This window comes from Desulfuromonas carbonis (genome assembly GCF_054658035.1).
Genome location: NZ_BAAHXR010000003.1, coordinates 121,156 through 144,094 on the forward strand (window position 1 = coordinate 121,156; position 22,939 = coordinate 144,094).

The following is a 22,939-nucleotide window of genomic DNA, read 5'->3' on the forward strand; positions in this document are numbered from 1 at the left end:
CATCATTCGAACTTGCCGTGATGCTGCAATTACCATGATCGTCGGCATTTTTCATTACTGGCATTTCGCCACCGGAAAACCGCACGCTTAGTTTAACGGCGGTGTAAATCAGTTTGTGTAAATGGCTTGGGTTTTTGTCGTCAGTAAACCGGCAACCTGCCTTCGAACAAGATAGAGAACTGGTTGAGGGCGGCCTTCCAGTCCCGAATCGGCAGGGTCCATTTCTTGGCGATATTGTTCAGCGCCAGGTAGAGCAGTTTGAACATGGCTGCGTCGTTGGGGAATGAGCCCCGGTTCTTGGTGACCTTGCGCAGCGACATGTTTAGCGATTCGATCGCATTGGTGGTGTAGATCACCTTGCGAATCTCCGCCGGGTAGGCGAAAAAAGGGGTGATTCTCTCCCAGTTGCGCCGCCAGGACTGGCCGATGGAGGGGTGGGTTTTATCCCACTTCGCTTCGAACTCCGTCAGGTTCATTTCGGCCTGCTCGGCCGTCGCGGCCTGGTAAATGGACTTCAGATCGGCCGCCACTTCCTTGCGCTGTTTCCAGGAGACGTAGCGGAGAGAATGGCGCACCATGTGAACGAGGCAGAGCTGGACCTGGGTGCGAGGAAAGACTGCTTCGATGGCCTCGGGGAAACCTTTGAGCCCGTCCACGCAGGCGATGAAGATGTCTTCGACACCCCGGTTTTTCAACTCGGTCACCACCTGTAGCCAGAACTTGGCGCCCTCGTTCTCGGCCACCCACATGCCCAGGACCTCCTTGATGCCGTCCAGGGTGACGCCCAGGGCCAGGTAGACCGCTTTATTGCTGACGTGGCCGTTGTCTCGCACCTTGACCCGGACCGCGTCCATATAGACGATGGGATAGAGGGCGTCGAGCGGTCGGTTCTGCCAGATCTTGACCTCGTCCGCGACGGCATCGGTCACGCTGGAAATGAGGGCGGGAGAGACCTCGACGCCATAAATCTCTTCCAGATGCCCCTGGATCTCCCGGGTCGTCATCCCCCGGGCGTAGAGGGAGATGATCTTGCCGTCGAAGCCGGCGAAGCGGGTCTGGCCCTTGGGAATGATGAGCGGCTCGAAGCTGCTGTCCCGGTCACGCGGAACCTCGATCGGCAGTTTGCCGAATTCGCCCTTGATGGTTTTGGCCGACTTGCCATTGCGGGCATTGCCGCCTTTCGTGGCCACGGGAGCATGCTTCTCGTGCCCCAGGTGTTGGGTCAATTCCGCTTCCAAAGCTCGTTCCAGAAGGGCCTTGGTGAGCTGTTTAAGCAAGCCGGTTTCGCCGATCAGGTCTTCGGGCTTCTTGTAGTCGGCAAGCAGACGGTCCAGCAGATCTTTTTCGATGGCCATGGGGGCTCCTTAGAGGGTGGGGTCCCGGTGTACCCCTGAATGGCCATTTACACAATCTTTTTTACACCCTCAGTTTAACATCCTCGAGAGGGATACCGGCCTCATCGATAACTTTGACGTTAATTTTCACCATGCCAATGGCCAATACTGGGGAGCTTGTTGCCAACAGAAAAAACATTATCGGTACAATGGCTAGAGCATTCCTCATGGCTACTCTCCTTTTATCTTTTTAACCCATTCATCATATAATCCAGACAGAAAGGGGTAGGCGACGACATAGGTATCGCTATGCCGCCATTCAAACCCGTTCAATCTATCCTGTGGCCACGGCTTTCCAACCGCATACTGCAACCGGATATCGATGTCACGATCCGGGTGATCAACTCTAATCTCCCTCACCCCTCGATGCCCCGCCGCATTCGTCAGCGCCGGAATCTCGTTGGCGAGCATTTCTTCCTTGAGAAAGCAGTCCAAAGGTGTCGCGTCTACACATTGACAATGCCCAGGGCCTGGCAGATTCGCTCAACCCTCACCCTGAGCCCTTCCTCTTCTGCAACCTTCTCCCGCGTCCGGCGGCTTCCCTGGGAAACTGCCGACTCGCCAACACCGAACCTCTCACCGATCTCCCGCAACCTCGCGCCGCTGTGGCGGTGGCATAGATAAATGGCCACACTTCGGGACAAGCCCTTCTCCGCACCCAGAGTCGCCTCAACCGCGGCCACAATGTCATCTATCGACCAGCGGGAATTCAGCTGTTGTATGCCCGGGAGATCGCGGTTCGGCGATACTCCGGACAGATGCAGAGCGGTAATCTCCTGGACGAATTTCTCCCCTCCGAGAATGGTAGATGCCAGCGCCTCGTCTAAGGGGTTCATGATCGCGGCTTTCAGGCCTTCCTCCACAAATCCTTGATAACGCGTCTCATCCCCGCCGAAGTAACCCAAAACTTCCTCCCGACGAAGCCATCCTGGGGCGACCTGCTGCCCCACATAATTCCGATAACTAGACCAGGCATACTCCTCGGGCCGCAGGCTCATCCCGGCCCGCACCGGGTTGAGATGGATGTAACGCGACAACTCCAGTGCGTAGGCATCACGGTCCACCAGAATCGCCTTATAGCGTCCCTGAAATAGATGCCCCGCCCGGCGACGCTTGGTGTTGAAGTAGTTGGTGTAAGCACCGTTTATGTGGCGCATGATCCGCGAAAGATTTCCTTCGGGGGTTTCCAACAACAGGTGGTAATGGTTGGTCATCAGGCACCAAACATGGACGGCGGCGCCATAGCGCTCAGTGGCTGAGGCGAGATAGCCCAGAAACCGCTCTCGATCCGCAACGCTCTTATAAATCTCCCGCTGTTCGTTTCCGCGTGCGGTGACATGGTAAAAGGCGCCGGGGTATTCAATGCGTAGCGGTCTGCCCATGGTCCCCTCTTCCCATGAGAATCAACTTGTGAATGTGTAGACCTGGAACCTATATGGCTTCCGCGCCCCATCGACCCCGTCACCGGTTGCAATAGCCTTGAGCGCGCCGTCGGGTTGCTGGATAACAGCACGTTGATCCGCAGCGGAGATTTTCAGCAGTCGATAGCCGGTAAAGGTAGCGGCAGATGCGAGGCTGGCGGAATCGACCAGTATCAATACCAGCAGGGCGAATCTTGTTGCGATATTCACAGGTACCCTCCAAATCGATGGAAATTGCAGTGATTGGAACTCGCATTAAAAACTGGGAAAGGAATTTGTCTGTCTCTCAAAATGCCCCATTGCCGATTTGGTGCACTTACAAATTGAATCTACCGTAGGTCATGTACTCGCTGTTGATATGGTGCATCGCTCGGCTCAGATTCCCCGCCGGTATCTCCAGAATCAGGTGATAGTGGTTGCTCATCAGCACATAGGCGTGAAGCCGGATAACGAACTTTTCCCGCGCTTCGTCCACATAGACCAAAAACTTCTCGTAATCCCGACGCGAGAAAAAGGTCTTGCGCCGCTCGTTGCCACGCGCGGTCACATGATACAAAGCGCCTTCGTATTCGATCCGCAGCGGTCTGGCCATCTCCCCCTCCCCGGCATTCCGGCCTCGCTTTTACCTTCGATTGTCCCATGTCTGGGGCTGCCCCTTATCGACCCCTCTGTCTGGGGCTGACCCTTATCGACCCCTGGTTCTTCCGCAGAATTTGTGGGTAAACAGCAACCCCGGGATGGGGGCTGAGCAGCCTACCGGTTGCTGAAAAAAGCGCATCCCGATTCCAAGTCTGGCATTATGGACGTCGACCAAGACTACCCCATAACCAGGCGGAGGAAACCGGGATGCTGGTCAAGTCTATCCTGAATCGGGTCCAGAAGCATAGTGGTTTTGTCTACGGCTCCTCTCGCTGGCGGGAACAGGGAAAAGCCACGGTCCTTGATATCGATATCCGTCCCCGAGACGGTAGCCGTCCGATCTGCTCGGGCTGCGGGCGCAGCGCCCCAGGCTACGACACGTTGCCGGTTCGGCGCTTTGAGTTCGTCCCGCTGTGGGGCATCGCCGTCTTCTTCGTCTATTCCATGCGCCGGGTTGACTGCCCGCGCTGTGGCGTCAAGGTGGAAAAGGTCCCTTGGGCCGAAGGGAAGAATCACCTCACCACCACCTATGCCTGGTTCCTGGCCCGTTGGGCGCGACGGTTGTCCTGGAAGGAGGTCGGCGACGTCTTCCAAACCTCCTGGGACAACGTCTTTCGCTCGGTCAAGATGGCCGTCGCCTGGGGCTTGGCCCACCGCGACCTGGAGAACGTCACCGCCATCGGCATCGACGAGATCGCCTACAAGAAGGGGCACAACAGCTACCTGACCGTGGTCTACCAGATCGACGCCGGCTGCCGTCGCTTGCTGTGGATCGGCAAAGAGCGGACCCAGAGGACCCTGCGGCAGTTCTTCAAGGAATTCGGCGCTGAGCGTACCGCCCGGCTCCGGTTCGTCTGCAGCGACATGTGGAAGCCGTATTTGCAAATCGTGGCGGCGGCGGCCGGAAAAGCGCTTCACATCCTGGACCGTTTTCACATCATGAGCCAGATGAACAAGGCTCTCGATAAAGTTCGCGCCCAGGAGACCCGGGAGCTGAGGGCCAAGGGAGAGCAGCCGGTACTCACTCGCAGCCGCTGGTGCATCCTCAAACGCCCGGAGAACTTGACCGACAAGCAGGGCGTCAAGCTGAAGGAACTGCTGGCCTGCAACCTCAAGACGATCCGGGCCTACCTGCTCAAGGAGGACTTCCAACGGTTCTGGCAGTACCAGCGGGCCGCTTGGGCCGCCCGATTCCTCGACGAGTGGTGCCGGCGCACCATGCGTTCCCGCATTCAACCGATGAAGCAGGTGGCGAAGATGCTGCGGTCTCATCGGGAATTGCTGCTCAACTGGTTTCGCGCCCGGGAGCAGATCGCCCTGGGAGCTGTCGAGGGTCTTAACAACAAAGCGAAAGTGACCTGTAGAAAAGCGTACGGTTTTCGCAGTTACGAGGTCCTAAAAATCGCCTTGTATCATACACTTGGCTGCCTACCCGAACCGGAAGGCACCCACAGATTCTGCTGACGAGCCCGACCCCTTTTCCTACTTGACTCCAACCTGCTCCATCGGCGGGAGGAGTCCGAAGAGGTTTTCTTTCGGGTCGAATTCAAGATTATTCGTGTAGTCAGGATTGAGGTAGTATTTAAAATAAATCTTGGCTGTCTTCGAATGCACTGCCGTAAAGTCAATACCCCCCAAAATTTTTCCATACATTCCTCGTTTAAATAGTCCATCATCCTCCTCTGAGCGGACTCGGAATATATAATTCACGTCGCTGCCAAGAAAGTCGAAATTCCTTTTAACGTTGTAATCACCTGAATTTCGCCATTCTCTTAAAATGAGTTCACTGTTATACCCTTTCTCTGGAGCATACCTTGGCAATTTGAACAAGCTGCCGTTTTCCATATCTTCATGGATCAGTTGAATACCGTCATGTTTATTTAAAAAGGTAATCGTTAGAGTCGCGTCAAAATCTTTTCTGTCGATCACCCGGCGATTCAAGTGAAAGATAAAATCCTCATGAGTACCGCTACCGTAAGGAATAACCCAGTCAAACTCAACCAAATCAAATCCGATATCTTTATTTATTTCAGGAATTTCAATTATTGAGTGCCTTGTATTGCGTGCATACATGGGAACTGGTTTTTCAATTTTACGCAAATGAACGTTAAAAACAGGATTCCATGGCAGCCAACGATCAAGCCCATGTTCCGAGAATGTGTAGTTATAATAAGTATCGTAAAACCCTTGTTTATGGACTCCAACAGAGATAAAGCCATTGCCGCTTCCCAGTGCCGTGAAAAATCCATCATCATCGGTTTTCCCCCTTACAGTGGAAACCTGTGTTCCCTGAGAGGTGTTTCTCTCAAATGACACACCAACATTCGCGCCTTCAACTGGCCTTTCATTATCATCAAATGTTTTAATGGTTAATTTTTCTTGATTTGCAAACACTCTCGAACTAGTGCAAAAAATGGTTATTAAAAAGACTGCCACTATGACTGCTAGTATGTATTTCATGCTATTGCTCCAATATATTAATTTTTTCAAAGACTCTATAGTTGAAAGGGTATGCCACTTTTTTAAGATCAGAATGCTTCCAGTTTTTATCTTCCCCCCTAGATTCGGGCCAACTTAAACTATCCTTAAAGTCCTCGCCATTCATATCAAAAGCATAATCAAGAAACTCATCGCTAGTCATATCTCCTCCAAAGGCACCTCCCACCGGAAGTGTCAGTGCCGGAAAAGCCTTGGCAAGCAATTCACCTCGGCACTGGTCCACATATTCTGCACTGACAGAATCCTCAAACAAACTACTCCCCAATTCTCCTGATTGCAGTTTCCGAAAAAAAGGAATTGTTTTTAATTGGCTCGCTGGAATTGAGCTAGCAGCAAACTTATCCGACAGCACATAATAGCTCGAGTTGAACGCCCACCCCATCAAGGTTGTGCCACCATAACCATCATAGGGTGCGCGTCCTTTCCACTTTTCCTGAAACACCCATGAGTAACGGCCTTCGTTCAAAAGGGCGTTTCCTACAGCTTCAAACAACCCAGGGTCCCCTAAATGCGTACCAAGTACGTCTTCCCCCCGGGAGTAAAAGCTATAAACATTCACACCCTTTTGGGTGATATCTGCAAATCTCTCGCGCCAAGTTAGTTTATTGCGAGGATCATCAGTATCATTGAAAAGTTGGTGCCATTCACTTGAACCGAGACGCTTTTGATATTCGTACCAGCTGGGATGAACCATTGGGTTATCCAAGGCATAGAGTTCAGTTCCTTTTCCTTCAGCATACTCCTGATAATCGCCGAGATAAGCTTCGAGAGCCACTGCGGCATTGAACATAAAATATTTCCTGATTAGGTCCGATTCTCAGCTTGATGCGGATCGCCCCTACAAGAGCCCAAGCCGTAGCGATGAATTGAACAATGGGGCCCCTACATATTGGATGCCCAAGCGCTCTCGCCCCTCAGCTGAGAATTAGGGCTAATCAGGAAATATTTTGATAAATTGGGGCGCTGCTCTGGTGGCAGTTGCCAGTGATAATCTTCTAAATAGCTTGAAACGACCATATTTCCAAGACTGTGGGCTAGGATGGAAATAGACATGTCACCGACAACTAGCTTGAGTCGTCCTCCAAAGACTGACGCCGTCTTGAAAGCATTGGCAACATTCTGATGATAATCGGGGATATTCTCGAACCCATACCAAGAAACACCTAAAAGTCTCACTCTGGAGCCACTCCAGTATAGCCTCTTGAACATTTCAGAATGCCAGCCACGCGCATCTTGGCCGTTGACCTTAAATCCATGTAACATCACGAGGTAAGTATTGGCACACTCGCTATTGGGATAGTTGCTCGGTTGTACATCCGGCCCAAGGAACCGATCTGGCTCTCCCGTTTCCTTCGAACCGTGCTCAGGCTGAACGTTTCGGCCATCTCGGTTGGCGACGGCTGGTATTAAATTCAGGTGCCTGAACATCTGCTCCACACCATCGAGACTAAGATTCAATTGCGTCGAAAATACCATCTGTTCCGATTCGTCAAAAATATCCAAAGTCAAAGGAAGGGCACTCTTTTTATTCCCCTCAAACAACAAGACTGGCTGGTCTGCGTCTGATGCGGACTTTTGCAAAACTTCGTCCAGCTCTTCTTGAGGGGTTTTTAGCGTTTGATCCCCTCTTATGCCCAACATTTTTCCATCAGCCGGAACCAGCTTTATCCAGTGATCGGAAAGTCGCCTTGCAGTATCAACGTCAACAAGATAGGTGTCGACTGTTGATGTGGTCAATTCAGGAAACAACACATTCACCTGACTATCTTGAGCCCGAAGCCGATATTTATATCTCGACAAGGGAAAGGTATTGACCAACTCTTTCGTTTCAAATGCGACGGGGAAAAAGTCGATCAGATCGCGCACACCATCGACCGTTGCACTGACGCAATCCAGCTGACCGAGGAAACCTGTATCTCCAGGAATATCACTCCCCCCAGTTTCGCCACTATCGTCATCATCATTAATCCAGAAATAATAGGTATCCCCCAAACCAGCCCGCTCACGGTCCAGATCGTCAATCACCCGATCATGATTGTAGTCCGGCACCAGCGCCGCATAAATCGGCGTTGCGAGGACCAAGTCGCCATCGACCTCCGGCAACGGTCCGGCGGGGCCATCCGGATCGACCACCAGGGTGATCTTCTTTTCATCCGCCTCGACAACCCCGCGAATCCCCTCGGCAAAGAGCGTCTCGACATCCTTGAACAACCCCAGCGGGTACACCTTGTTCGGCGTCAGGTAGTCCCCACCCTCTTTAAAATCCGCTACCTTGCGACTGAACTGACCGTCCTTGGTCCAAAGCCGCATGGTGCCGCCGCCAACCGGCAGGGGATAGGAGACTTTTCCATCATCCGCCGTTTTCGCCACGATCAGTGCCGGATCGCTGGCGGAATACTTGAACTTCACCGTCGCAGCGCCCAGATCGACGACGCTCCCTTCGACGGTGAATTTCAACGGATAGAAGGGCTGGCTGGCGCCGTCTCCCTGCTGCTCATTGACATTGATGCCGTCGGCATAGCCCGGGACCTTGTCCTTGTCCGTATCGGCCAGGTTGGGACGCAGCACCTTGCCCGGCAGGTCCTCCAAATCCTCGATCTGGTCCTCCAGGGGGTTGCGGCTCGGCAGGTTGTGAGTACCGTCCTGTTGCCAGCCGGCATTGTTGTCGCTGTCGATGTCGAGATCAGCGTAGAGGGTCTGCACCTTCACCTTGTCGCCAAGGATCGCTGCGGAGGAGCCGCGATTGAGCACCATCTGTACGCAGTACTGTCGGGCCGGGTCGAATACCGACCCATGACTGAAGACTGCCGTCCCGGCCCCGCGGGTGGCGTCACCGACGAGAAAACCGACCCATTGGTCCTTGGCGTTCGGTTTGCCGTTACAGTCGCCGGCAAAGAGATCGAGCTGGGCGTTTTGGGCGGCGTAGCCGGCCTCCCCTCCCCCCTGGGGCTGGATGGTGTAGGCGAAAATGACATCCTGGCGCGCCATACCGCCGTCACCGAGCATGACCAGCTCCGGGTCGACGGTGGTCGGAACATCAACACCGTAGACCCGATAGGTCTCTTTCTGCTGGTTCTGAATGGGGATCAGTTCCTTGGTGTCCTTGTCGAACAGCGCCACCTGCCCACTCTTTAGGGTCACGCTCTGCTCGGGGAGGGTCGCTGACTTCAACCCGGAACCGAATGCGTCGAAATAGGTATCGTCGTAGACCTCCCCCATAACCACCGGCACCTTGACGACAGTCTCACCCCGGACATCAATCTTGTTCAGGACCGGGAAGTCACCAGCGGTGAAATGGGTCTGGTAGAGGCCATCCTTGGTGGCTTCGGTCGCATCGACCGAGCCCCCGCCCTGGGGCACAAAATCGACCGTTCCGTCGGTAATCCTGCGCGTTTGGATCAGCCCCGTCCCTTTCAGGTCCCAGCAATCGTATTCCTCTGTCGTGCCGTCCGGGTTTTTCGTCGAACAGGTTCTCGGCCCCTCCAGGACATAGTCGGAATAGGTCAGTATCAGTGCTGCCTGCAACGGCGTTTCGAAGGCGTCACCGACCCGAACCGCATCGATGACCTGGGCGTTGTCGTTGACCCTGGCCAGATGCCGGGCCCAAAGACGGGGGGGATAATAGCCGTCGGCCGGGTTCGCTCCCCAGCTGTAGAGGGTATAGAAGACCGGGTCCGGAACCCCGTCCGCCGTCGCCTTGACGGTATAGCGGGTACCAACCGAGTCACCCAGGAAAGTATCGACGCTGGCCCCGTACCAGGCCGAGGTGACCGACAGATTTGAGCTGGAAACGCCCTGGCACTCCTCCCAGAGCGGAAAATCGCTGCGACATTCGGCCGGCTGGTAAAATTCGATATTGCGGTGGTTCGGAGGGAGCGGATAGGCGTAACCCGAGGTCGGTTGCGCCTCGAACGTCACCGCCACATTGGAGACCGGGTTGCCGTATTGGTCGAGGACCTTCAGGGACAAGGTCTCGGCCGGGCTGTTGACGAGGGAGGTATTGCCATCCCCAAGCATTCTCAGGAGGCTGGCCGCCGCGTCGGGTTTTCCATAGATCTGGAAGGGCTGAGGCAGGGAGAGCTCGCCGTAACGGCTTGGCACCGCCGCGTCAAAAAGATTAACGCCAACCTGGGTGATATTCGGGTCACTCTGATCGATTCGCTGGAAACTCGGGTTGACATCGGTATGCTGGCCCAGCACCGGCTGGATCCGGGCAATCCCCTGGGCATCGGTCAGTACCGCCTCCTCGGCGGCGCCGGCGAAATTCCCCGCTCCTTCCAGCACCTTGAAAGTCACCGCGGCACCGACCACCGGCCGCGCCTTGATGTCGGTCACCAGCACCGCCAGCGGCTTTTCAAGCTGCTGGCCGACCAGACCACTCTGCAGGTCGCTGACCGCGATCTTGACGATGTGGGCTGCAGCCAGCGGATCGCGGTTGGGCGGGTCGGCAAAGGGCGCTTCGAGCAGATCCTTGATGTAGCCCTGCGCCCATTCCTCGACGGTCATCGAGCCGGCGAGCATGCCGGAGAGCATATAGCCGGCCTCGCCGGTGGCCGGGTCCTCCTTGCGGTAACCATACCCGGACCAGAGTTGTAGGGAGGTCTTGCCCGGCAGAGTGACCGTCAGTCCCTGCCGCACCGCCGCTTCGATATCGGCGCGAACGTTTTCCGGCAGGTTCAAGGTCGGCAGCAGTTCATCGACATTGACGGCCGTCAGAATCGACGACGGCTGACTGGCATCGGCGGCCAGGGCGAGGACCTTGGCAGTCGCCACCGCCGCCACCTGGTAGTCGTCGACAAAGGCCTGCTCTTCGAGCACCGATCCCTGCAGGGCAGAGAGTCCCATAAGCGCGGCGACCCGCTGCAACTGGCCAGCCCGGGCGACGGCCTCGACGCGGCGCAGACCGGCATCCATGAACAGGCCTTTCCAGGTCAACTGCCGTGGCAGGTCGAGCAGATGCGAGACCTCCAGCACCCCGCCGACGGTGACCAGGGTCGGCAACGGCCGGGCGATGGCCAGATCGAGGGCGGCGGCCAGTTCCTCCTCGGCGGCGTTCCAGCGCGCGATGTAGCGCTGGGCGGTCCCCTGCAGCAACCAGGCCGCGTCCTGCTGGTCTTCGGGCAGTTCAACCACCGGCAGGGCCTGCTGGGCAGCGATGCCGAGGACGGCGAGGTTGCCGACGACGTGGTGAGCACTCTGCCCCTCGCGGCCGTTCGGTCCGGTGAACAGCACCGTCAGCTGGTAGTCCCCGCCCATCGCCAGCCCGTCGCCGGCGACCACGCGACGTTCGCCGTCGATGATCAGGGCCGGGCGCAGCCGCACCAGGTAGGCCGGGGTGTTGGAAAGACCGCCATAGGCATCGATCGTCTCCTGATCGGCGACGGTCTCCGGCTCGTAGCTGAGCACGATCTGGCGATTGGTGACCTCGGCCACCGGCAGGGTCAGGCTGAAGAGTTCGCTGCCGTCGTCGCTGCCGGCGCGGAAGGTGACCTGCTGCACCAGCTCGGCGGGAAACTTTGCACTGGCTTCGGTGATCGCCAGGGTCCGGAACTGCAGGCTGGCCGGCAGCAGGTCGAGGGGCGCCGCCACCAGGCTGCGGCTGCGCAGGGCGGCGCTCCAGGGGGCGCCGGTGGCGGCCGTGTAGCGCTGCTGGAAGAATTCAAGGGGGGACTCGCTGCGCACGGTCGTCAAGTAGTCATCGCGCAATCCGCCCAGGAGCGTATCGGAAACCGGAGTTGCCGCCGGGGTGTCGAGATAGCCGTCGGGCTTGAGGTGGGTATCGAGCGCCAGCCAGATCTTCCCCTGCTCATCGAGCACCGCCCCGCGGTAGTTGCTGTAGGGGACCTCGGTTTCGACCCAGACATGCTCGAAGCGTACACTGGCGATTCTTCCGCCGGCGATCACCGGCTCGGCGGGGATGCCGGCCTGCTGCAGGTAATGCAGGGCCGCCTGGGGATCGTCGAGCCCGAGCAGGTTCTGCAAACGCCCGCTCCCCGGGTCGAACTCGATCACGCCGCGCAGGTAGCGGGCGGGAAAGCCCCCGGCGCGCAGCAGGGCAACCAGCAGCGTCGCCTGATCGGCGTCGTTGCCGCTCTTCTGCCGCAGGGTCTCGGCCGCCCCCTTCATGGCGCCCCAGTACCACTCGGTAGCGATGTTCTGTTGCACCCACTGGTAGATGGCGACCGGACTCCAGTCGAGGGATTGGGCCAGTTCGGCGATCTCCGGGGTGACGCTCGCCAGGGTATCGCCGCTCAGCTCCGCCGCATCGACGGTGTCGGGACCGCCCCGATAGGCGGGACCGCCCCGATAGGCGGGAACGACCGTCGGGGTCTGGCGCGGGGCAACCGCCGGCAGTTGCAGATGACGATAGGGGAGGTTCCCCAACAGGGGTGCGGACGGGACGTAGAGAGTGGAATCGAGGAGATCGAGCAGCGGCTGGAGGTCGGTGGCGGCGGGATGAAGCAGGGTGGAGAGCCTGGCCAGTTCCGCACCGACCTGGGCGACGGTCGCCTGCAGCTTCTCACTCACCCCTTGCTGGCGCTCGGCAATGATCCCGGCTGGTGCCGCCTGCGGTTCCAGCCGGGTCTGGTATCGCTCCGCCAGCAACAGGTCGAGGATTTCTAGCTGTTGGCCGAGATCCCGCAAAGGGGCCAGGGGGTCGGCAACGACCGTGGCGGCACTCAGCTGGCGTTGCATCTGGACGGCCTGGCTGCGCAGGCTGTGCAGCAACTGCTGCAGTTCGTCCTCCGGATCGGCGGCCAGGGCCAAACCGGCCACGAACCAAACCAACACCTGCACCAGCACTAACAGCGCTAAACCTTTTTTCACCAGCCCCTCCAATAGCAAATGAACTACCCCGCAGCAAGCTACGGGGTATCAACAGCCTACACCCTTAGTAAAAATCGCGCAGCAAGCTGCGGGGAATTGAACCCAACTTTTGATTAAACAAAAGCATCATCTCTTGCTGTAAAATAGGTAGTCGCCAAACAACCTAGACACATACAAGGAGATGATGCTTTGAGCCCGATTGTAGCAGAAACTGTTTCATGTCAGAACCAAATTTCGTCGTTCTTTGATAATCAGCGCATCGCACTCTTACTGAAGCAAAGCAACATCGTCAAACAGTGCGGGATCGCCCCGGTTGTGGTCATGCGGATGATCTTCAGCCTGGTCTTCACCGGCAAGAACCTCTTCCGCTATCTGCTGGCCGAATCCTCAGGAGCGGAGATCGGCAAGGATTCCGTGTACCGCTTTCTGAATTCTTCAAACGCCAACTGGCGGAAGTTTCTCCACCTGCTCTGCGCGACGGTGCTCAGCAAAACGATCCTGCCGCTGACGGCCGAAGAGACACCCAAGGTTTTCATCGTCGACGACTCACTCTACGACCGCAATCGGAGCAAGAAAGTCGAACTTCTGGCGCGTGTCCATGACCATAACGACAAGCGCTACTATCGCGGCTTCCGCCTGCTGACCCTGGGCTGGTCGGACGGTTCCAGCTATCTGCCGGTCTCGTTCAGTCTGCTCAGTTCCGCCAAGCAGAAAAACCGCCTGGCTCCCATGGCCGCAGTCGATAAGCGGACTAACGGATTCAAGCGTCGGGCCGAAAGTCTGCGCAAGGCTCCGGAGGTGCTCAAGGATCTGGTGCAGCAGGCCCGAGAGAGCGGCATCCGGGCCGATTATCTGCTGTTCGACAGCTGGTTCGCCTTTCCTGCGACGATCATCGGCCTGCTCGAACAGAAGCAGCAGGTCATCTGCATGCTCAAGGAGGCGAAGACCAGATACGGCTATAAAGGTTTCGATCTCACCCTCAAAGAATTGTACAAGAGTGTCCGCAAGCGGTGTGGCCGAGCAAAGATTCTGGCCTCGGTCCAGGTAGAGCTGGGGACGGATTCCCGCAACCGGGCTATTATGGCTAAGATCGTCTTTGTCCGCGCCCGCAACACCAAGAAGTGGCTGGCGCTGCTATCGACCGATGTCGATCTTGCCGATGAAGAGATCGTCAAGCTCTACAAGCGCCGCTGGGACATCGAAGTTTTTTTCAAGATCTCAAAGAGCTATCTGAAATTGGCCAAAGAATTTCAGAGCCGCAGTTACGATGCGCTGGTAGCCCATACAACGATTGTCTTCGCCCGCTACATCATGCTGGAACTCGCCAGGCGCTCGGCAAAGGATCCGAGAACGTTGGGGACTCTGTTTCATGCCGGCTGCGACGAGCTGCGGCAAGCCAGTTTCGCCGAGGCCGTGACTTTGCTGCTGAATTCATTCCGCCAGATGCTCAAGAAGTTCGCCGACGAAATCGCAGCACCGGTTGCCGCCGCCTTGGAGGAGTTCATGGCGCAGATTCCGGCGATAATTCGACGGCCGATGCTACTTCCGGCCTGTATTTTCTGAAAGATCCACGTGTTTTCGCTCTGTTGCAGTGTTTTGATCGGTGCGAAAGTTGAGTCAATAAAAAAGACCGCTTAAAGCAACGCCTTCCGGCGGCCCGTAGCGGTCCTCGTCAATCCCCCCCACGGCATGACAAACATTAAACCAGTGTTCTAGCCCCTCTTCTATAGGAAATCCGATTAGTACTTGTCAACTCTTTTGTGGAAATTTTTATCCCCGGCTCTGGTTTCGCCATTCCTTTACCGAAACCTCTGGAGGCGAATAATTCCTTCACGGGATGAGCATGGGATATTCGAGCATTTCAAGTTTTCCTCTGCCGAAAAGGGGTATGGGCCGCCACCGTTTCGCTTCAAGGCACCTGGTGTGCGTGAGCTACCGAGACCAAACCGAGGAGAAAACCCCTCTCGCCTCATATCTAATGCGGCATAAATTTCCCATATACCTATTTCGACATAATTTGACTTTATGCTTAACTAGATATATTCTTGAGCAATGTTGGGATCCCCTAAAAAACCGGCAGGACGGGAGAGTAACGTCATGCAAAAAGCAACATCACCAAAAGTTCTCGGGCAGATCCTGAAATCAGCCCGAAACGAAAAAGGACTAAACCAACAACAGGCCGGAAATCTTGTCGGGATTACGCAAGCCATGGTCTCCCGTATTGAAACAGGGGAGTCAAACGCCCGTATCGACACGCTGTTCCGGTTACTGGCTGCGCTCGGCATGGAAATGACCGTAAAGCCACGGGACATCTCAGCGGACTTGAGTAAAGGGGACAACTGGTAAATGGGCCGCAAACGCCAAAGGTCTGAGCTGTTCGTAGCCATGAATGGCGAAGACGTGGGCCTGCTCACCCGGGCATCCACCGGGAAGCTCGAATTCCGCTACGACGATGGGTGGTTGGGGAGCCGATCCGGGCGGCCGCTCTCGCTCTCCATGCCTCTGGCACGGCAGATTTATTCAGGTGATGTCGTTGAAAATTTCTTTGACAACCTGTTGCCGGACAGCCTGCCGATTCGAAACCGAATCCAGAAAAAATTCGGGGCCAGGTCAAATCGCGGCTTTGATCTTTTGTGGCACATCGGCAGAGACTGCATCGGGGCGATTCAGCTTTCCCCAGAGCATCCTCCTGTCACCATCAAGTCCATCGAATCCGAACTGTTGACCGACGCGGAAATTGCAGAAACGCTTAAAAGCTACCGGACCAAACCGCTGGGAATGTCCGCGGAAAACGAGTTTCGTATATCAATGGCCGGGGCACAGGAAAAATCAGCATTTTTGCGGCGCGAAGACGGATGGCATCGGCCACTGGGAGCAACTCCGACCAGCCATATTGTCAAACTGCCGATTGGCCGGATCGAGCACAGCGACCTGGACCTGAGTGAAAGCCTTGAAAACGAATGGCTCTGCCACGCAATTTTCAAGGCCTATGGCGTGCCGATCGCAAACGCAGAAATCATGACCTTCGAAAGTATAAAGACCCTGGTCGTTGAACGCTTCGACCGGCGATGGGCAAAAGACAGATCCTGGTTGATTCGACTGCCACAGGAAGACATGTGCCAGGCCCTGAATGTTCCGCCGAACCTCAAATACGAATCAGATGGAGGGCCCGGCATCGAGGAGATCATGGCACTGCTCCTGGGCTCTGAGAATAGCCTTGAGGACCGGAAACTATTCATGACCCAGGTATTCTTGTTCTGGGTACTGGGTGCCATAGATGGACACGCAAAGAACTTCAGCATATTCCTTCTGCCCACCGGAGCCTACAGGCTCACGCCAGCCTATGACGTCATTTCAGCCTATCCCATTCTCAAAAGCAGGAAAGAGATCTCCATGGCCATGGCCGTTTCTGGGAATCGACGTCATTACAAATGGGAAGGGATTTTTGCAAGGCACTGGTTTGCCACAGCCAAAAGGTGCAATTTCCCTAAAGATGAGATGTCGGAGATTCTGGGAAGAGTTTTGGGAGATGTGGACAAGGTGATCGAGAAAGTCGCAGCGGACCTGCCCGTTGGATTCCCGGACAAAGTCGCTACAGCGATTTTTTCGGGCATGCGAAAAGCAAGGGATCGTATGATTTAACCGAATATTTGAACAATTTGTTTGGCGCTTACGGTTTCATATTTTGAAAGGTTGCAAGCAGGGTCATTAGCTTGTTTTTATCATGGTAATTTGTTACATAAGCAGATGCCCTCCTGGCCGACGGGATAGCGCCTGTATCCTCCGGCTCTTTTCATGCAAATCGATGGAGCACCAATGTCCAAAACCGCTTCCCAATCGAACCTCTTGCGTCAACTTCCCGGCATCGACACCCTGTTGGCCAGCGAAACGCTGACCGCCCTGGCCGGGGAGATCCCCCACCAGCTTCTGGTCGAGGCGGCGCAGCAGGTCGTGGCCGAGTTGCGTACCACACTCCTTGCTGGCCAGGAACCCGTCGACCTTGACCTGGGCCGTTTGAGCGTGCAGGTGGCCAGCCGCGCCCGCCGGCTCGCCGCGCTCAACCTGCGCCCCGTCCTCAATCTGACCGGCACCATCCTCCACACCAACCTCGGGCGCGCCCCCCTGGCGCCCTCCGCCCTGGCCGCAGTAACAGCGGTCTCCAAGGGCTATTCCAATCTGGAACTCGACCTCGCCAGCGGCGAACGGGGGCACCGCTACAGCCACATTGAGGGATTGCTGCAACGCCTCACCGGCGCCGAAGCGGCGACCGTGGTCAACAACAACGCCGGTGCCGTGTTGCTGGCCCTGACCGCGCTGGCACAGGGCCGGGAGGCAATCGTCTCCCGCGGCGAACTGGTGGAGATCGGCGGCGCCTTTCGCATCCCCGATGTCATGGCGGCCGGCGGCGTCCTTCTGCGCGAGGTCGGCAGCACCAACAAGACCCACCTCGCCGACTACCGCAACGCCATCGGCGAGGCCACCGGGCTGTTGCTCAAAGTCCATACCAGCAATTACCGCATCGTCGGCTTTACCAGCAGCGTCACCAGCGCCGAGCTCGTCGCCCTCGGCCGGGAAAAGAATCTCCCGGTCCTGGAAGATCTCGGCAGCGGCATGCTCCTCGACCTCTCCCCCTTTGGCCTGCCCCGGGAACCGACGGTGGCCGAAGCGGTGGCCGCCGGTCTCGACGTCGTCACCTTCTCCGGCGACAAGCTTCTCGGCGGACCCCAGGCGGGACTGATCGTCGGTCGACGTGAAGCGATTGAGACGATTCGCCGCCACCCGCTGGCCCGGGCGCTGCGCAGCGACAAGCTGACCCTGGCCGCGCTGGAAGCGACCCTGCGCCTCTATCTCGATCCGCAACGGGCCCTGGCCGAAATCCCGGCCCTGCGCACTCTCTCCCGGTCGGCAGACGAGCTGCGCCGCCGCTGCCGGCGGCTGCAACAGCGGATCCGGAAAAGCTGCGGCGCGGCACTGGACGTTCAGGTCGTTGCGGCGACGGCGACGGTCGGTGGCGGCGCCCTGCCGCTGACCGAACTGGAGGGTTACGCCCTGGCGTTATTCCCGCAGAACGGCTCCGTTGACCAATTGGCCACCCGGCTGAGAAACGGCGAACTTCCCGTGGTGGGACGCCTGCATGAAGACCGCCTGCTCCTCGACCTGCGCACCCTCGCCAGCGACGAGGAAGGGCCACTCGTCGCGGCCCTGGCCGCCGTCACCACGCCAGAGCCATGAGCCAGAGCAAACGCCACTTCATTATCGGAACGGCCGGCCATGTCGACCACGGCAAGACCGCCTTGATCCGCGCCCTGACCGGAGAAGAGACCGACCGGCTCAAGGAAGAGAAGGACCGCGGTATCTCCATCGATCTCGGCTTCGCGCCGTTTCGCCTCCCGGGAGGTGAAGTCGCCGGGGTGGTCGATGTCCCCGGCCATGAGCGCTTTATCCACAACATGCTCGCCGGCGTTGGCGGCATGGACCTGGTACTGCTGGTGATTGACGTCAACGAAGGGGTGATGCCGCAGACGCGCGAGCATCTCGACATTCTGCAACTCCTCGGCATCGAACGGGGCATCCTGGTGCTGACCAAGTGTGACCTGGCGGAGCCCGACTGGATCGACATTGTCGAAGAGGAAGTCCGTGAGCAGGTGGCAGGCAGTTTCCTGGCGGAAGCACCCTGCTGCCGGGTCTCCTCGATCAGCGGCGCCGGCATGTCGGAGCTGGTCAAAACCATCCGCGAACAGCTCAAGAGCACCACACCCAAAGACGCCGATGGCCCGTTACGCCTCCCCGTCGATCGCCACTTCAGTGTCAGCGGCTTCGGCACCGTCGTCACCGGCACCCTGATATCCGGCAGCGTCACTGCCGGCGCGACTGTGGAAGTCCTGCCGCCGGGCGAACAGGTGCGGGTGCGCGAAGTCCAGGTCCATGGCAAGAAGACCGACCAGGCGCTGGCTGGCCAACGGGTCGCCCTCAACCTGGTTGGGCTCGACCGGGCCCGCATCGAACGGGGAACCGTGGTCGGGACGCCGGGAATTTTTGAGCAGACCGAGCGCCTCGACGCCCGCCTTACCCTTCTCGACTCCGCCCCGCGGCCGCTAAAGTTCCGGGATCCGGTCCATTTTTACCTCGGCACCGCCCGGGTCGTCGGCCTGGTCGCCCTGCTCGATCGCGACCAGCTTAAGCCGGGAGAGAGCGCCCTGGTGCAGATCCACCTCGACCGGCCGCTGGTTGCCCATCGCCAGGACCGTTTCATCATTCGCTCCTATTCGCCGATGACCACCATCGGCGGTGGCGTGGTGATCGATCCCGACCCGGTAAAGCACCGCCGTTTTCGCGACGAGGTCATGACTGCGCTGCGCGAACTCGAGTCGGGCGAGAAATCGTTTCTGCTGCAGAAGCTTGCCGACCACGAAGTTCAAAGGGTCAAGGAACTCGAACAGCTCTCCGGGCTCGGCCAGGAGCGCATCCGCAGCCACCTCGAGGAGTTGGCGGCCCAAGGAGGGGTCGTACTTCTCGGCGACCAGTGGCTGACCACCGCGACCCTGCGGGCCTGGCGGCGCAAGCTGATCGAGGCCGTCGCGGGCTACCATGCCAGCCACCCGATCCTCCCCGGCATGCCCCGGGCCACGGTCAAGAGCCTGCTCCCTGCGGCCCTCGGACCAAAAGGCTTCGACCAGCTGACCGCCCTGATGAGCGCCGCCCAGGAACTGACCTGCAGCGGCGAACTGGTGGCGCAACCAACCTTTGCGCCGACCCTGCCCCCGGAACTGGAGCGGCTGGTGGCCAACATCGAAAATGCCTACCGTGACGCCGGCGCCCAGGCCAAGAACCGGCAGGAGATGCTCGACCGGCTGGGAATCGCGCCGGCCGCGGCCGAAACCGCCCTTGCCTACCTCTTCAGCCAGGGGCGACTGGTGCGCCTCAACGACGAGACCTTCTTCCATCGCGACACCTACCAGGCGGCACTGCAACTGCTGCACGACCACTTCGCGCGCCAGCAGACCCTGACCCTGGCCGAGTTTCGCGACCTCCTCGGCAGCTCCCGCAAACAGGTGCAGGCACTGCTGGAATTCTGGGACGGACTCAAGTACACTCTGCGCCAGGGCGATGCGCGGGTGGCCTGGAAACTGCCCATGGAAAAATCCGCGAATGACAGGATGGATGAGCCAAATGAACACGAACAGGGAAGGAGGTGAGCCGATGAGCGGACCAATCAAACTGACCAGCCTCTCCCGCAGCAGCGGTTGAGCCGCCAAACTGGCCCCCGGGCCGCTGGCGCAGGTGCTGCGCCAATTACCGCAGTTTGACGACCCCAACCTCCTCTCGGCCACGATTCCCTGTGCCGATGCCGGAGTTTACCGCCTCGACCAGAACCGGGCGCTGGTGCAGTCGGTCGATTTCTTTACGCCGATCGTCGACGATCCGACCAGCTATGGCCGCATCGCCGCTGCCAACGCCCTGTCGGATATCTACGCCATGGGCGGGACGCCGCTGACGGCGCTCTCCCTGGTCGCCTTCCCTCCCTGCCTCGACACCTCGGTCCTGGTGGAGATCCTGCGTGGCTGCACCGAAAAGGTCCTCGAAGCTGGCGCGGTGATCGTCGGCGGCCACAGTGTCGAGGACGAAGAACCGAAGATCGGCCTGGCGGTGACCGGCCTGGTCGACCCGGCGCGCCTGGTTTCCAGCCGCGGCGCGCGTCCCGGCGACCTGCTGCTGCTGACCAAACCCCTCGGTACCGGCATCCTCGCCACCGCCCTCAAAGGGGAGATGATCAGCGAGGCAGAGATGGCCGAGGCGATTGCCGGCATGGAGACCCTCAACCGCGAAGCGGCCGCGGCGATGCTTGAAGCCGGTGTCGCCGCCTGCACCGACATCAGCGGCTTCGGCCTGCTCGGTCATGCCCTGGAGATGGCGGAAGCGAGCGGGGTGCTGCTGGAGTTCGACGGCGCAGCCCTTCCCAGCTACCCCGAAGTCCGCGAACTGGCCGCCATGGGGCTGATCCCCACCGGCAGTTACCGCAATCGCGAGCATTACCTGCCGCGAGTGGTGGAGGCCGAGCGCCTCGACCGCGCCCTCCTCGACCTGCTCGCCGATCCACAGACCTCCGGGGGTCTGCTGCTGGCGGTGGCGCCGGAGCGACTGACCGTGTTACAAATGGCCCTGCAGGCGCGGCACGTCAGCGCATGGCCCGTCGGACGGGTCGCCGCAGGTCCGGCCGGCTGGCTGCGGGTCGTCTAGGATTCAGTTCAGGCGCCGGTAGCAGGCGCCTGAATCGGCCATGACCTGGCAGTCCGCTTCGGCGGCCGGTTCCAGCTCGAAGAGTCGGTACAGATCGGCCGGAACTTCCTGCAGCACTTCGAGAATCTGCCGGCGCGACAACTCTTTTGGGAAGATGAAGAGACCTTCGCTGCTGTCGGCCACCGCCAGCCGCCGCCCGATCTCAGCGGACCAGCGATCGCTCCAGTAGATGGAATCCATGATCTGCAATGCTTGCATGGTGGTTCTCCTTGGCTGGGGTGATCCCTCCTCGGTCTCATTTTAATCCTCCCTGCCCGGCCACGCCAAGGGGGGGGCGGTCCTAGCATTGGAGAACAAGGATACCTAGATGACCTGGTTGACCCTTTTGTTGCTGCTGGCTGGATTCGTGCTGCTGATCGCCGGCGCCGAGCTGCTGGTGCGCGGCGCGGCGCAGCTCGCCATCGGGCTCGGTATTTCACCGCTGGTGGTCGGCCTCACCGTGGTCGCCTTTGGCACCAGCGCCCCGGAACTCGGGGTTTCGGTCTTCTCCGCCTGGAACGGCCAAGCCGGCATCGCCCTCGGCAATGTCGTCGGCAGCAACATCGCCAACATCCTGCTGATCCTCGGTCTCTCCGCGCTGGTGGCTCCGCTGGTGGTCCACCGCCAGGTTATCCGCCTTGAAGTGCCGATCATGATCGGCACTTCGCTGTTGCTCCTCCTCTTTGCCCTCGACGGCAGCATCGGCCGCTTCGAAGGGTTGCTCCTCTTTGCCGGGATCATCTTCTATACCACCTGGGCCATCCACCGCAGCCGCCGCGAAAACCGGGCGGCGCAGGAGGAAATCCCGGCCGAGGCGCGCGGGCACGCCAGCCGCACCATGCAACTGCTGCTGATCGTCGGCGGCCTGATCCTGCTCGGGATCGGCGCCCGCTGGCTGGTCAACAGCGCGGTCGTCATTGCCCAGCATTTCGGGGTCAGCGACCTTGTCATCGGCCTGACCGTGGTCGCCATCGGTACCTCGCTGCCGGAGCTCGCCACCTCGGCCCTGGCCAGCCTGCGCGGGCAGCGGGACATCGCCGTTGGCAATGTCGTCGGCAGCAATATTTACAACATTCTCAGTGTCCTTGGCCTGACCGCCCTGGTTTCCCCGGCCGGGATCCCGGTGCCAGAGACGGCCTGGGCCTTCGACTTGCCGGTAATGCTGATTGTTGCGATCGCCTGTCTCCCCATCTTCTGGCTCGGCCACCGCATTGAACGCTGGGAAGGGGGATTGTTTCTCGTCTACTACGGCGCCTATACCCTGCTCGTCTTTTTGCTATCGACCCAACATCCAAGCCTGCCACAGCTGATGCGTACCATGGCCTGGTTCATCGCACCGCTCACCGTCGTCACCCTGGGAATCTCCCTCTGGCGGCACCAGCGCCGCCCAGTGCCCTGAAGCAGGAAGAGCCGGCTTGCGGCCGGCTCTTCCTGCTTCATTCCTGCACCCGTTTCAAAGATCCCCGGTCAGCTCCTGCAGGCGGAAGAGCTTGGGGTTGATCCCGGCCACCACGGCGATAATCTCGCGCAGGGCGGTCTCGTCGATCCCGACTTCCTCGTCCCGCCCTTGAAACCAGGCGTACCCCTTCGGCAGCGGCGAAAAGCTCCCGTCACGCAGCAGCGCGACATCGACCAGGTCGTTGACCCGCCCCTGCGCCTCCCAGGGATCGCGGTAGTTGAACTGGCGCGCGACGATATGCAGGCCGAGACCGTTGGGCCAGACGCCCCGGACCTCGAAGGAGAATTCCCGCGGTGCGCTGTAATTCTCACTGCGGCCGGAGCGGGCCATGACCCGTGCCCCTGCCGTTTCGAGCATCGCCTGTACCGACTCGACTGTCATCGGCTGCGGCTGTTCCATCTGTTATCTCCCTTTGGTCTGAT

The 22,939-nt window shown here is 58.7% G+C and carries 18 protein-coding genes; 8 read left to right on the forward strand and 10 right to left on the reverse strand.

Annotated features, from left to right (window positions below):
• Positions 1–140: 140 nt before the first annotated feature.
• The 5 genes from ACYQ8E_RS07575 to ACYQ8E_RS07595 all read right to left on the reverse strand — a co-directional run bounded on the left by ACYQ8E_RS07575 (position 141) and on the right by ACYQ8E_RS07595 (position 3,407).
• The gene (locus ACYQ8E_RS07575; RefSeq protein ID WP_066722594.1) at positions 141–1,355 is read right to left on the reverse strand and encodes an IS256 family transposase; all 1,215 of its coding nucleotides are present in this window, start codon (positions 1,353–1,355) and stop codon (positions 141–143) included.
• Between the two features lie 210 nt (positions 1,356–1,565).
• Positions 1,566–1,805 carry a hypothetical protein gene (locus tag ACYQ8E_RS07580; RefSeq protein WP_066728005.1) on the reverse strand — a complete coding sequence of 80 codons (240 nt, stop codon included), beginning with the start codon at positions 1,803–1,805 and terminating at the stop codon, positions 1,566–1,568.
• A 35-nt stretch (positions 1,806–1,840) separates the two neighbouring features.
• A complete protein-coding gene (locus tag ACYQ8E_RS07585; RefSeq protein ID WP_066728006.1) occupies positions 1,841–2,776 on the reverse strand; it encodes an REP-associated tyrosine transposase in 936 nt (311 codons plus the stop codon).
• Between the two features lie 21 nt (positions 2,777–2,797).
• Positions 2,798–3,025: a LolA-like protein gene (locus ACYQ8E_RS07590; protein ID WP_459860560.1), complete on the reverse strand. Its 228-nt coding sequence runs from the start codon at positions 3,023–3,025 to the stop codon at positions 2,798–2,800.
• A gap of 106 nt (positions 3,026–3,131) precedes the next feature.
• Entirely contained in the window at positions 3,132–3,407 is a 276-nt protein-coding gene (locus tag ACYQ8E_RS07595; RefSeq protein WP_459860562.1) for a transposase, read from the reverse strand.
• Positions 3,408–3,661: 254 nt separating this feature from the next.
• On the opposite strand from ACYQ8E_RS07595, the gene ACYQ8E_RS07600 reads away from it, so the two are divergent.
• Positions 3,662–4,918, forward strand: a complete 1,257-nt coding sequence (locus tag ACYQ8E_RS07600) for an ISL3 family transposase (protein WP_066726437.1) — start codon at positions 3,662–3,664, stop codon at positions 4,916–4,918.
• 18 nt (positions 4,919–4,936) lie between these two features.
• Here the strand turns inward: ACYQ8E_RS07600 and ACYQ8E_RS07605 are convergent, their stop codons facing one another.
• The 3 genes from ACYQ8E_RS07605 to ACYQ8E_RS07615 form a co-directional block, all read right to left on the reverse strand.
• The gene (locus ACYQ8E_RS07605) at positions 4,937–5,914 is read right to left on the reverse strand and encodes a hypothetical protein (RefSeq protein WP_459860563.1); all 978 of its coding nucleotides are present in this window, start codon (positions 5,912–5,914) and stop codon (positions 4,937–4,939) included.
• Position 5,915: 1 nt separating this feature from the next.
• Positions 5,916–6,743, reverse strand: a complete 828-nt coding sequence (locus tag ACYQ8E_RS07610) for a hypothetical protein (protein ID WP_459860565.1) — start codon at positions 6,741–6,743, stop codon at positions 5,916–5,918.
• A 92-nt stretch (positions 6,744–6,835) separates the two neighbouring features.
• Complete coding sequence (locus ACYQ8E_RS07615; protein WP_459860567.1) at positions 6,836–12,781, reverse strand: transglutaminase-like domain-containing protein; 5,946 nt, start codon at positions 12,779–12,781, stop codon at positions 6,836–6,838.
• Positions 12,782–12,970: 189 nt separating this feature from the next.
• Between ACYQ8E_RS07615 and ACYQ8E_RS07620 the strand changes: the two genes are divergently transcribed.
• The 6 genes from ACYQ8E_RS07620 (at position 12,971) to selD (ending at position 21,019) form a co-directional block, all read left to right on the forward strand.
• Positions 12,971–14,344: an IS4 family transposase gene (locus tag ACYQ8E_RS07620; protein WP_066728011.1), complete on the forward strand. Its 1,374-nt coding sequence runs from the start codon at positions 12,971–12,973 to the stop codon at positions 14,342–14,344.
• A gap of 534 nt (positions 14,345–14,878) precedes the next feature.
• Entirely contained in the window at positions 14,879–15,127 is a 249-nt protein-coding gene (locus ACYQ8E_RS07625; protein ID WP_066728012.1) for a helix-turn-helix domain-containing protein, read from the forward strand.
• Positions 15,128–16,423, forward strand: coding sequence for a type II toxin-antitoxin system HipA family toxin (locus ACYQ8E_RS07630; RefSeq protein ID WP_066728013.1), 1,296 nt, complete (start codon positions 15,128–15,130; stop codon positions 16,421–16,423).
• 174 nt (positions 16,424–16,597) lie between these two features.
• A complete protein-coding gene (selA, locus tag ACYQ8E_RS07635; protein WP_066728014.1) occupies positions 16,598–18,013 on the forward strand; it encodes an L-seryl-tRNA(Sec) selenium transferase in 1,416 nt (471 codons plus the stop codon).
• Complete coding sequence (gene selB, locus ACYQ8E_RS07640) at positions 18,010–19,977, forward strand: selenocysteine-specific translation elongation factor (RefSeq protein ID WP_066728015.1); 1,968 nt, start codon at positions 18,010–18,012, stop codon at positions 19,975–19,977. Before selA ends, selB begins: the two co-directional genes overlap by 4 nt.
• 4 nt (positions 19,978–19,981) lie before the next feature.
• Positions 19,982–21,019 (forward strand): selenide, water dikinase SelD, encoded by a 1,038-nt coding sequence (gene selD, locus ACYQ8E_RS07645; protein WP_082820351.1) that lies wholly within the window; start codon positions 19,982–19,984, stop codon positions 21,017–21,019.
• Positions 21,020–21,022: 3 nt separating this feature from the next.
• On the opposite strand, the gene ACYQ8E_RS07650 is transcribed toward selD, so the two are convergent.
• Positions 21,023–21,277 carry a hypothetical protein gene (locus tag ACYQ8E_RS07650; protein WP_066728017.1) on the reverse strand — a complete coding sequence of 85 codons (255 nt, stop codon included), beginning with the start codon at positions 21,275–21,277 and terminating at the stop codon, positions 21,023–21,025.
• A 109-nt stretch (positions 21,278–21,386) separates the two neighbouring features.
• On the opposite strand from ACYQ8E_RS07650, the gene ACYQ8E_RS07655 reads away from it, so the two are divergent.
• Positions 21,387–22,457: a calcium/sodium antiporter gene (locus tag ACYQ8E_RS07655; protein ID WP_066728018.1), complete on the forward strand. Its 1,071-nt coding sequence runs from the start codon at positions 21,387–21,389 to the stop codon at positions 22,455–22,457.
• A 54-nt stretch (positions 22,458–22,511) separates the two neighbouring features.
• Here the strand turns inward: ACYQ8E_RS07655 and ACYQ8E_RS07660 are convergent, their stop codons facing one another.
• On the reverse strand, positions 22,512–22,916 hold the full coding sequence (locus ACYQ8E_RS07660) for a hypothetical protein (protein ID WP_066728019.1): 405 nt from the start codon (positions 22,914–22,916) through the stop codon (positions 22,512–22,514).
• Positions 22,917–22,939 lie beyond the last annotated feature (23 nt).

Excerpts from the sequence above, each read along its gene's own strand:
- ACYQ8E_RS07575 (WP_066722594.1), bottom strand. The coding sequence starts at position 1,355 with ATGGCCATCGAAAAAGATCTGCTGGACCGTCTGCTTGCCGACTACAAG.
- ACYQ8E_RS07580 (WP_066728005.1), bottom strand. The coding sequence starts at position 1,805 with ATGCTCGCCAACGAGATTCCGGCGCTGACGAATGCGGCGGGGCATCGA.
- ACYQ8E_RS07585 (WP_066728006.1), bottom strand. The coding sequence starts at position 2,776 with ATGGGCAGACCGCTACGCATTGAATACCCCGGCGCCTTTTACCATGTC.
- ACYQ8E_RS07595 (WP_459860562.1), bottom strand. The coding sequence starts at position 3,407 with ATGGCCAGACCGCTGCGGATCGAATACGAAGGCGCTTTGTATCATGTG.
- ACYQ8E_RS07600 (WP_066726437.1), top strand. The coding sequence starts at position 3,662 with ATGCTGGTCAAGTCTATCCTGAATCGGGTCCAGAAGCATAGTGGTTTT.
- ACYQ8E_RS07605 (WP_459860563.1), bottom strand. The coding sequence starts at position 5,914 with ATGAAATACATACTAGCAGTCATAGTGGCAGTCTTTTTAATAACCATT.
- ACYQ8E_RS07610 (WP_459860565.1), bottom strand. The coding sequence starts at position 6,743 with ATGTTCAATGCCGCAGTGGCTCTCGAAGCTTATCTCGGCGATTATCAG.
- ACYQ8E_RS07625 (WP_066728012.1), top strand. The coding sequence starts at position 14,879 with ATGCAAAAAGCAACATCACCAAAAGTTCTCGGGCAGATCCTGAAATCA.
- ACYQ8E_RS07630 (WP_066728013.1), top strand. The coding sequence starts at position 15,128 with ATGGGCCGCAAACGCCAAAGGTCTGAGCTGTTCGTAGCCATGAATGGC.
- selA (WP_066728014.1), top strand. The coding sequence starts at position 16,598 with ATGTCCAAAACCGCTTCCCAATCGAACCTCTTGCGTCAACTTCCCGGC.
- selB (WP_066728015.1), top strand. The coding sequence starts at position 18,010 with ATGAGCCAGAGCAAACGCCACTTCATTATCGGAACGGCCGGCCATGTC.
- ACYQ8E_RS07650 (WP_066728017.1), bottom strand. The coding sequence starts at position 21,277 with ATGCAAGCATTGCAGATCATGGATTCCATCTACTGGAGCGATCGCTGG.
- ACYQ8E_RS07655 (WP_066728018.1), top strand. The coding sequence starts at position 21,387 with ATGACCTGGTTGACCCTTTTGTTGCTGCTGGCTGGATTCGTGCTGCTG.
- ACYQ8E_RS07660 (WP_066728019.1), bottom strand. The coding sequence starts at position 22,916 with ATGGAACAGCCGCAGCCGATGACAGTCGAGTCGGTACAGGCGATGCTC.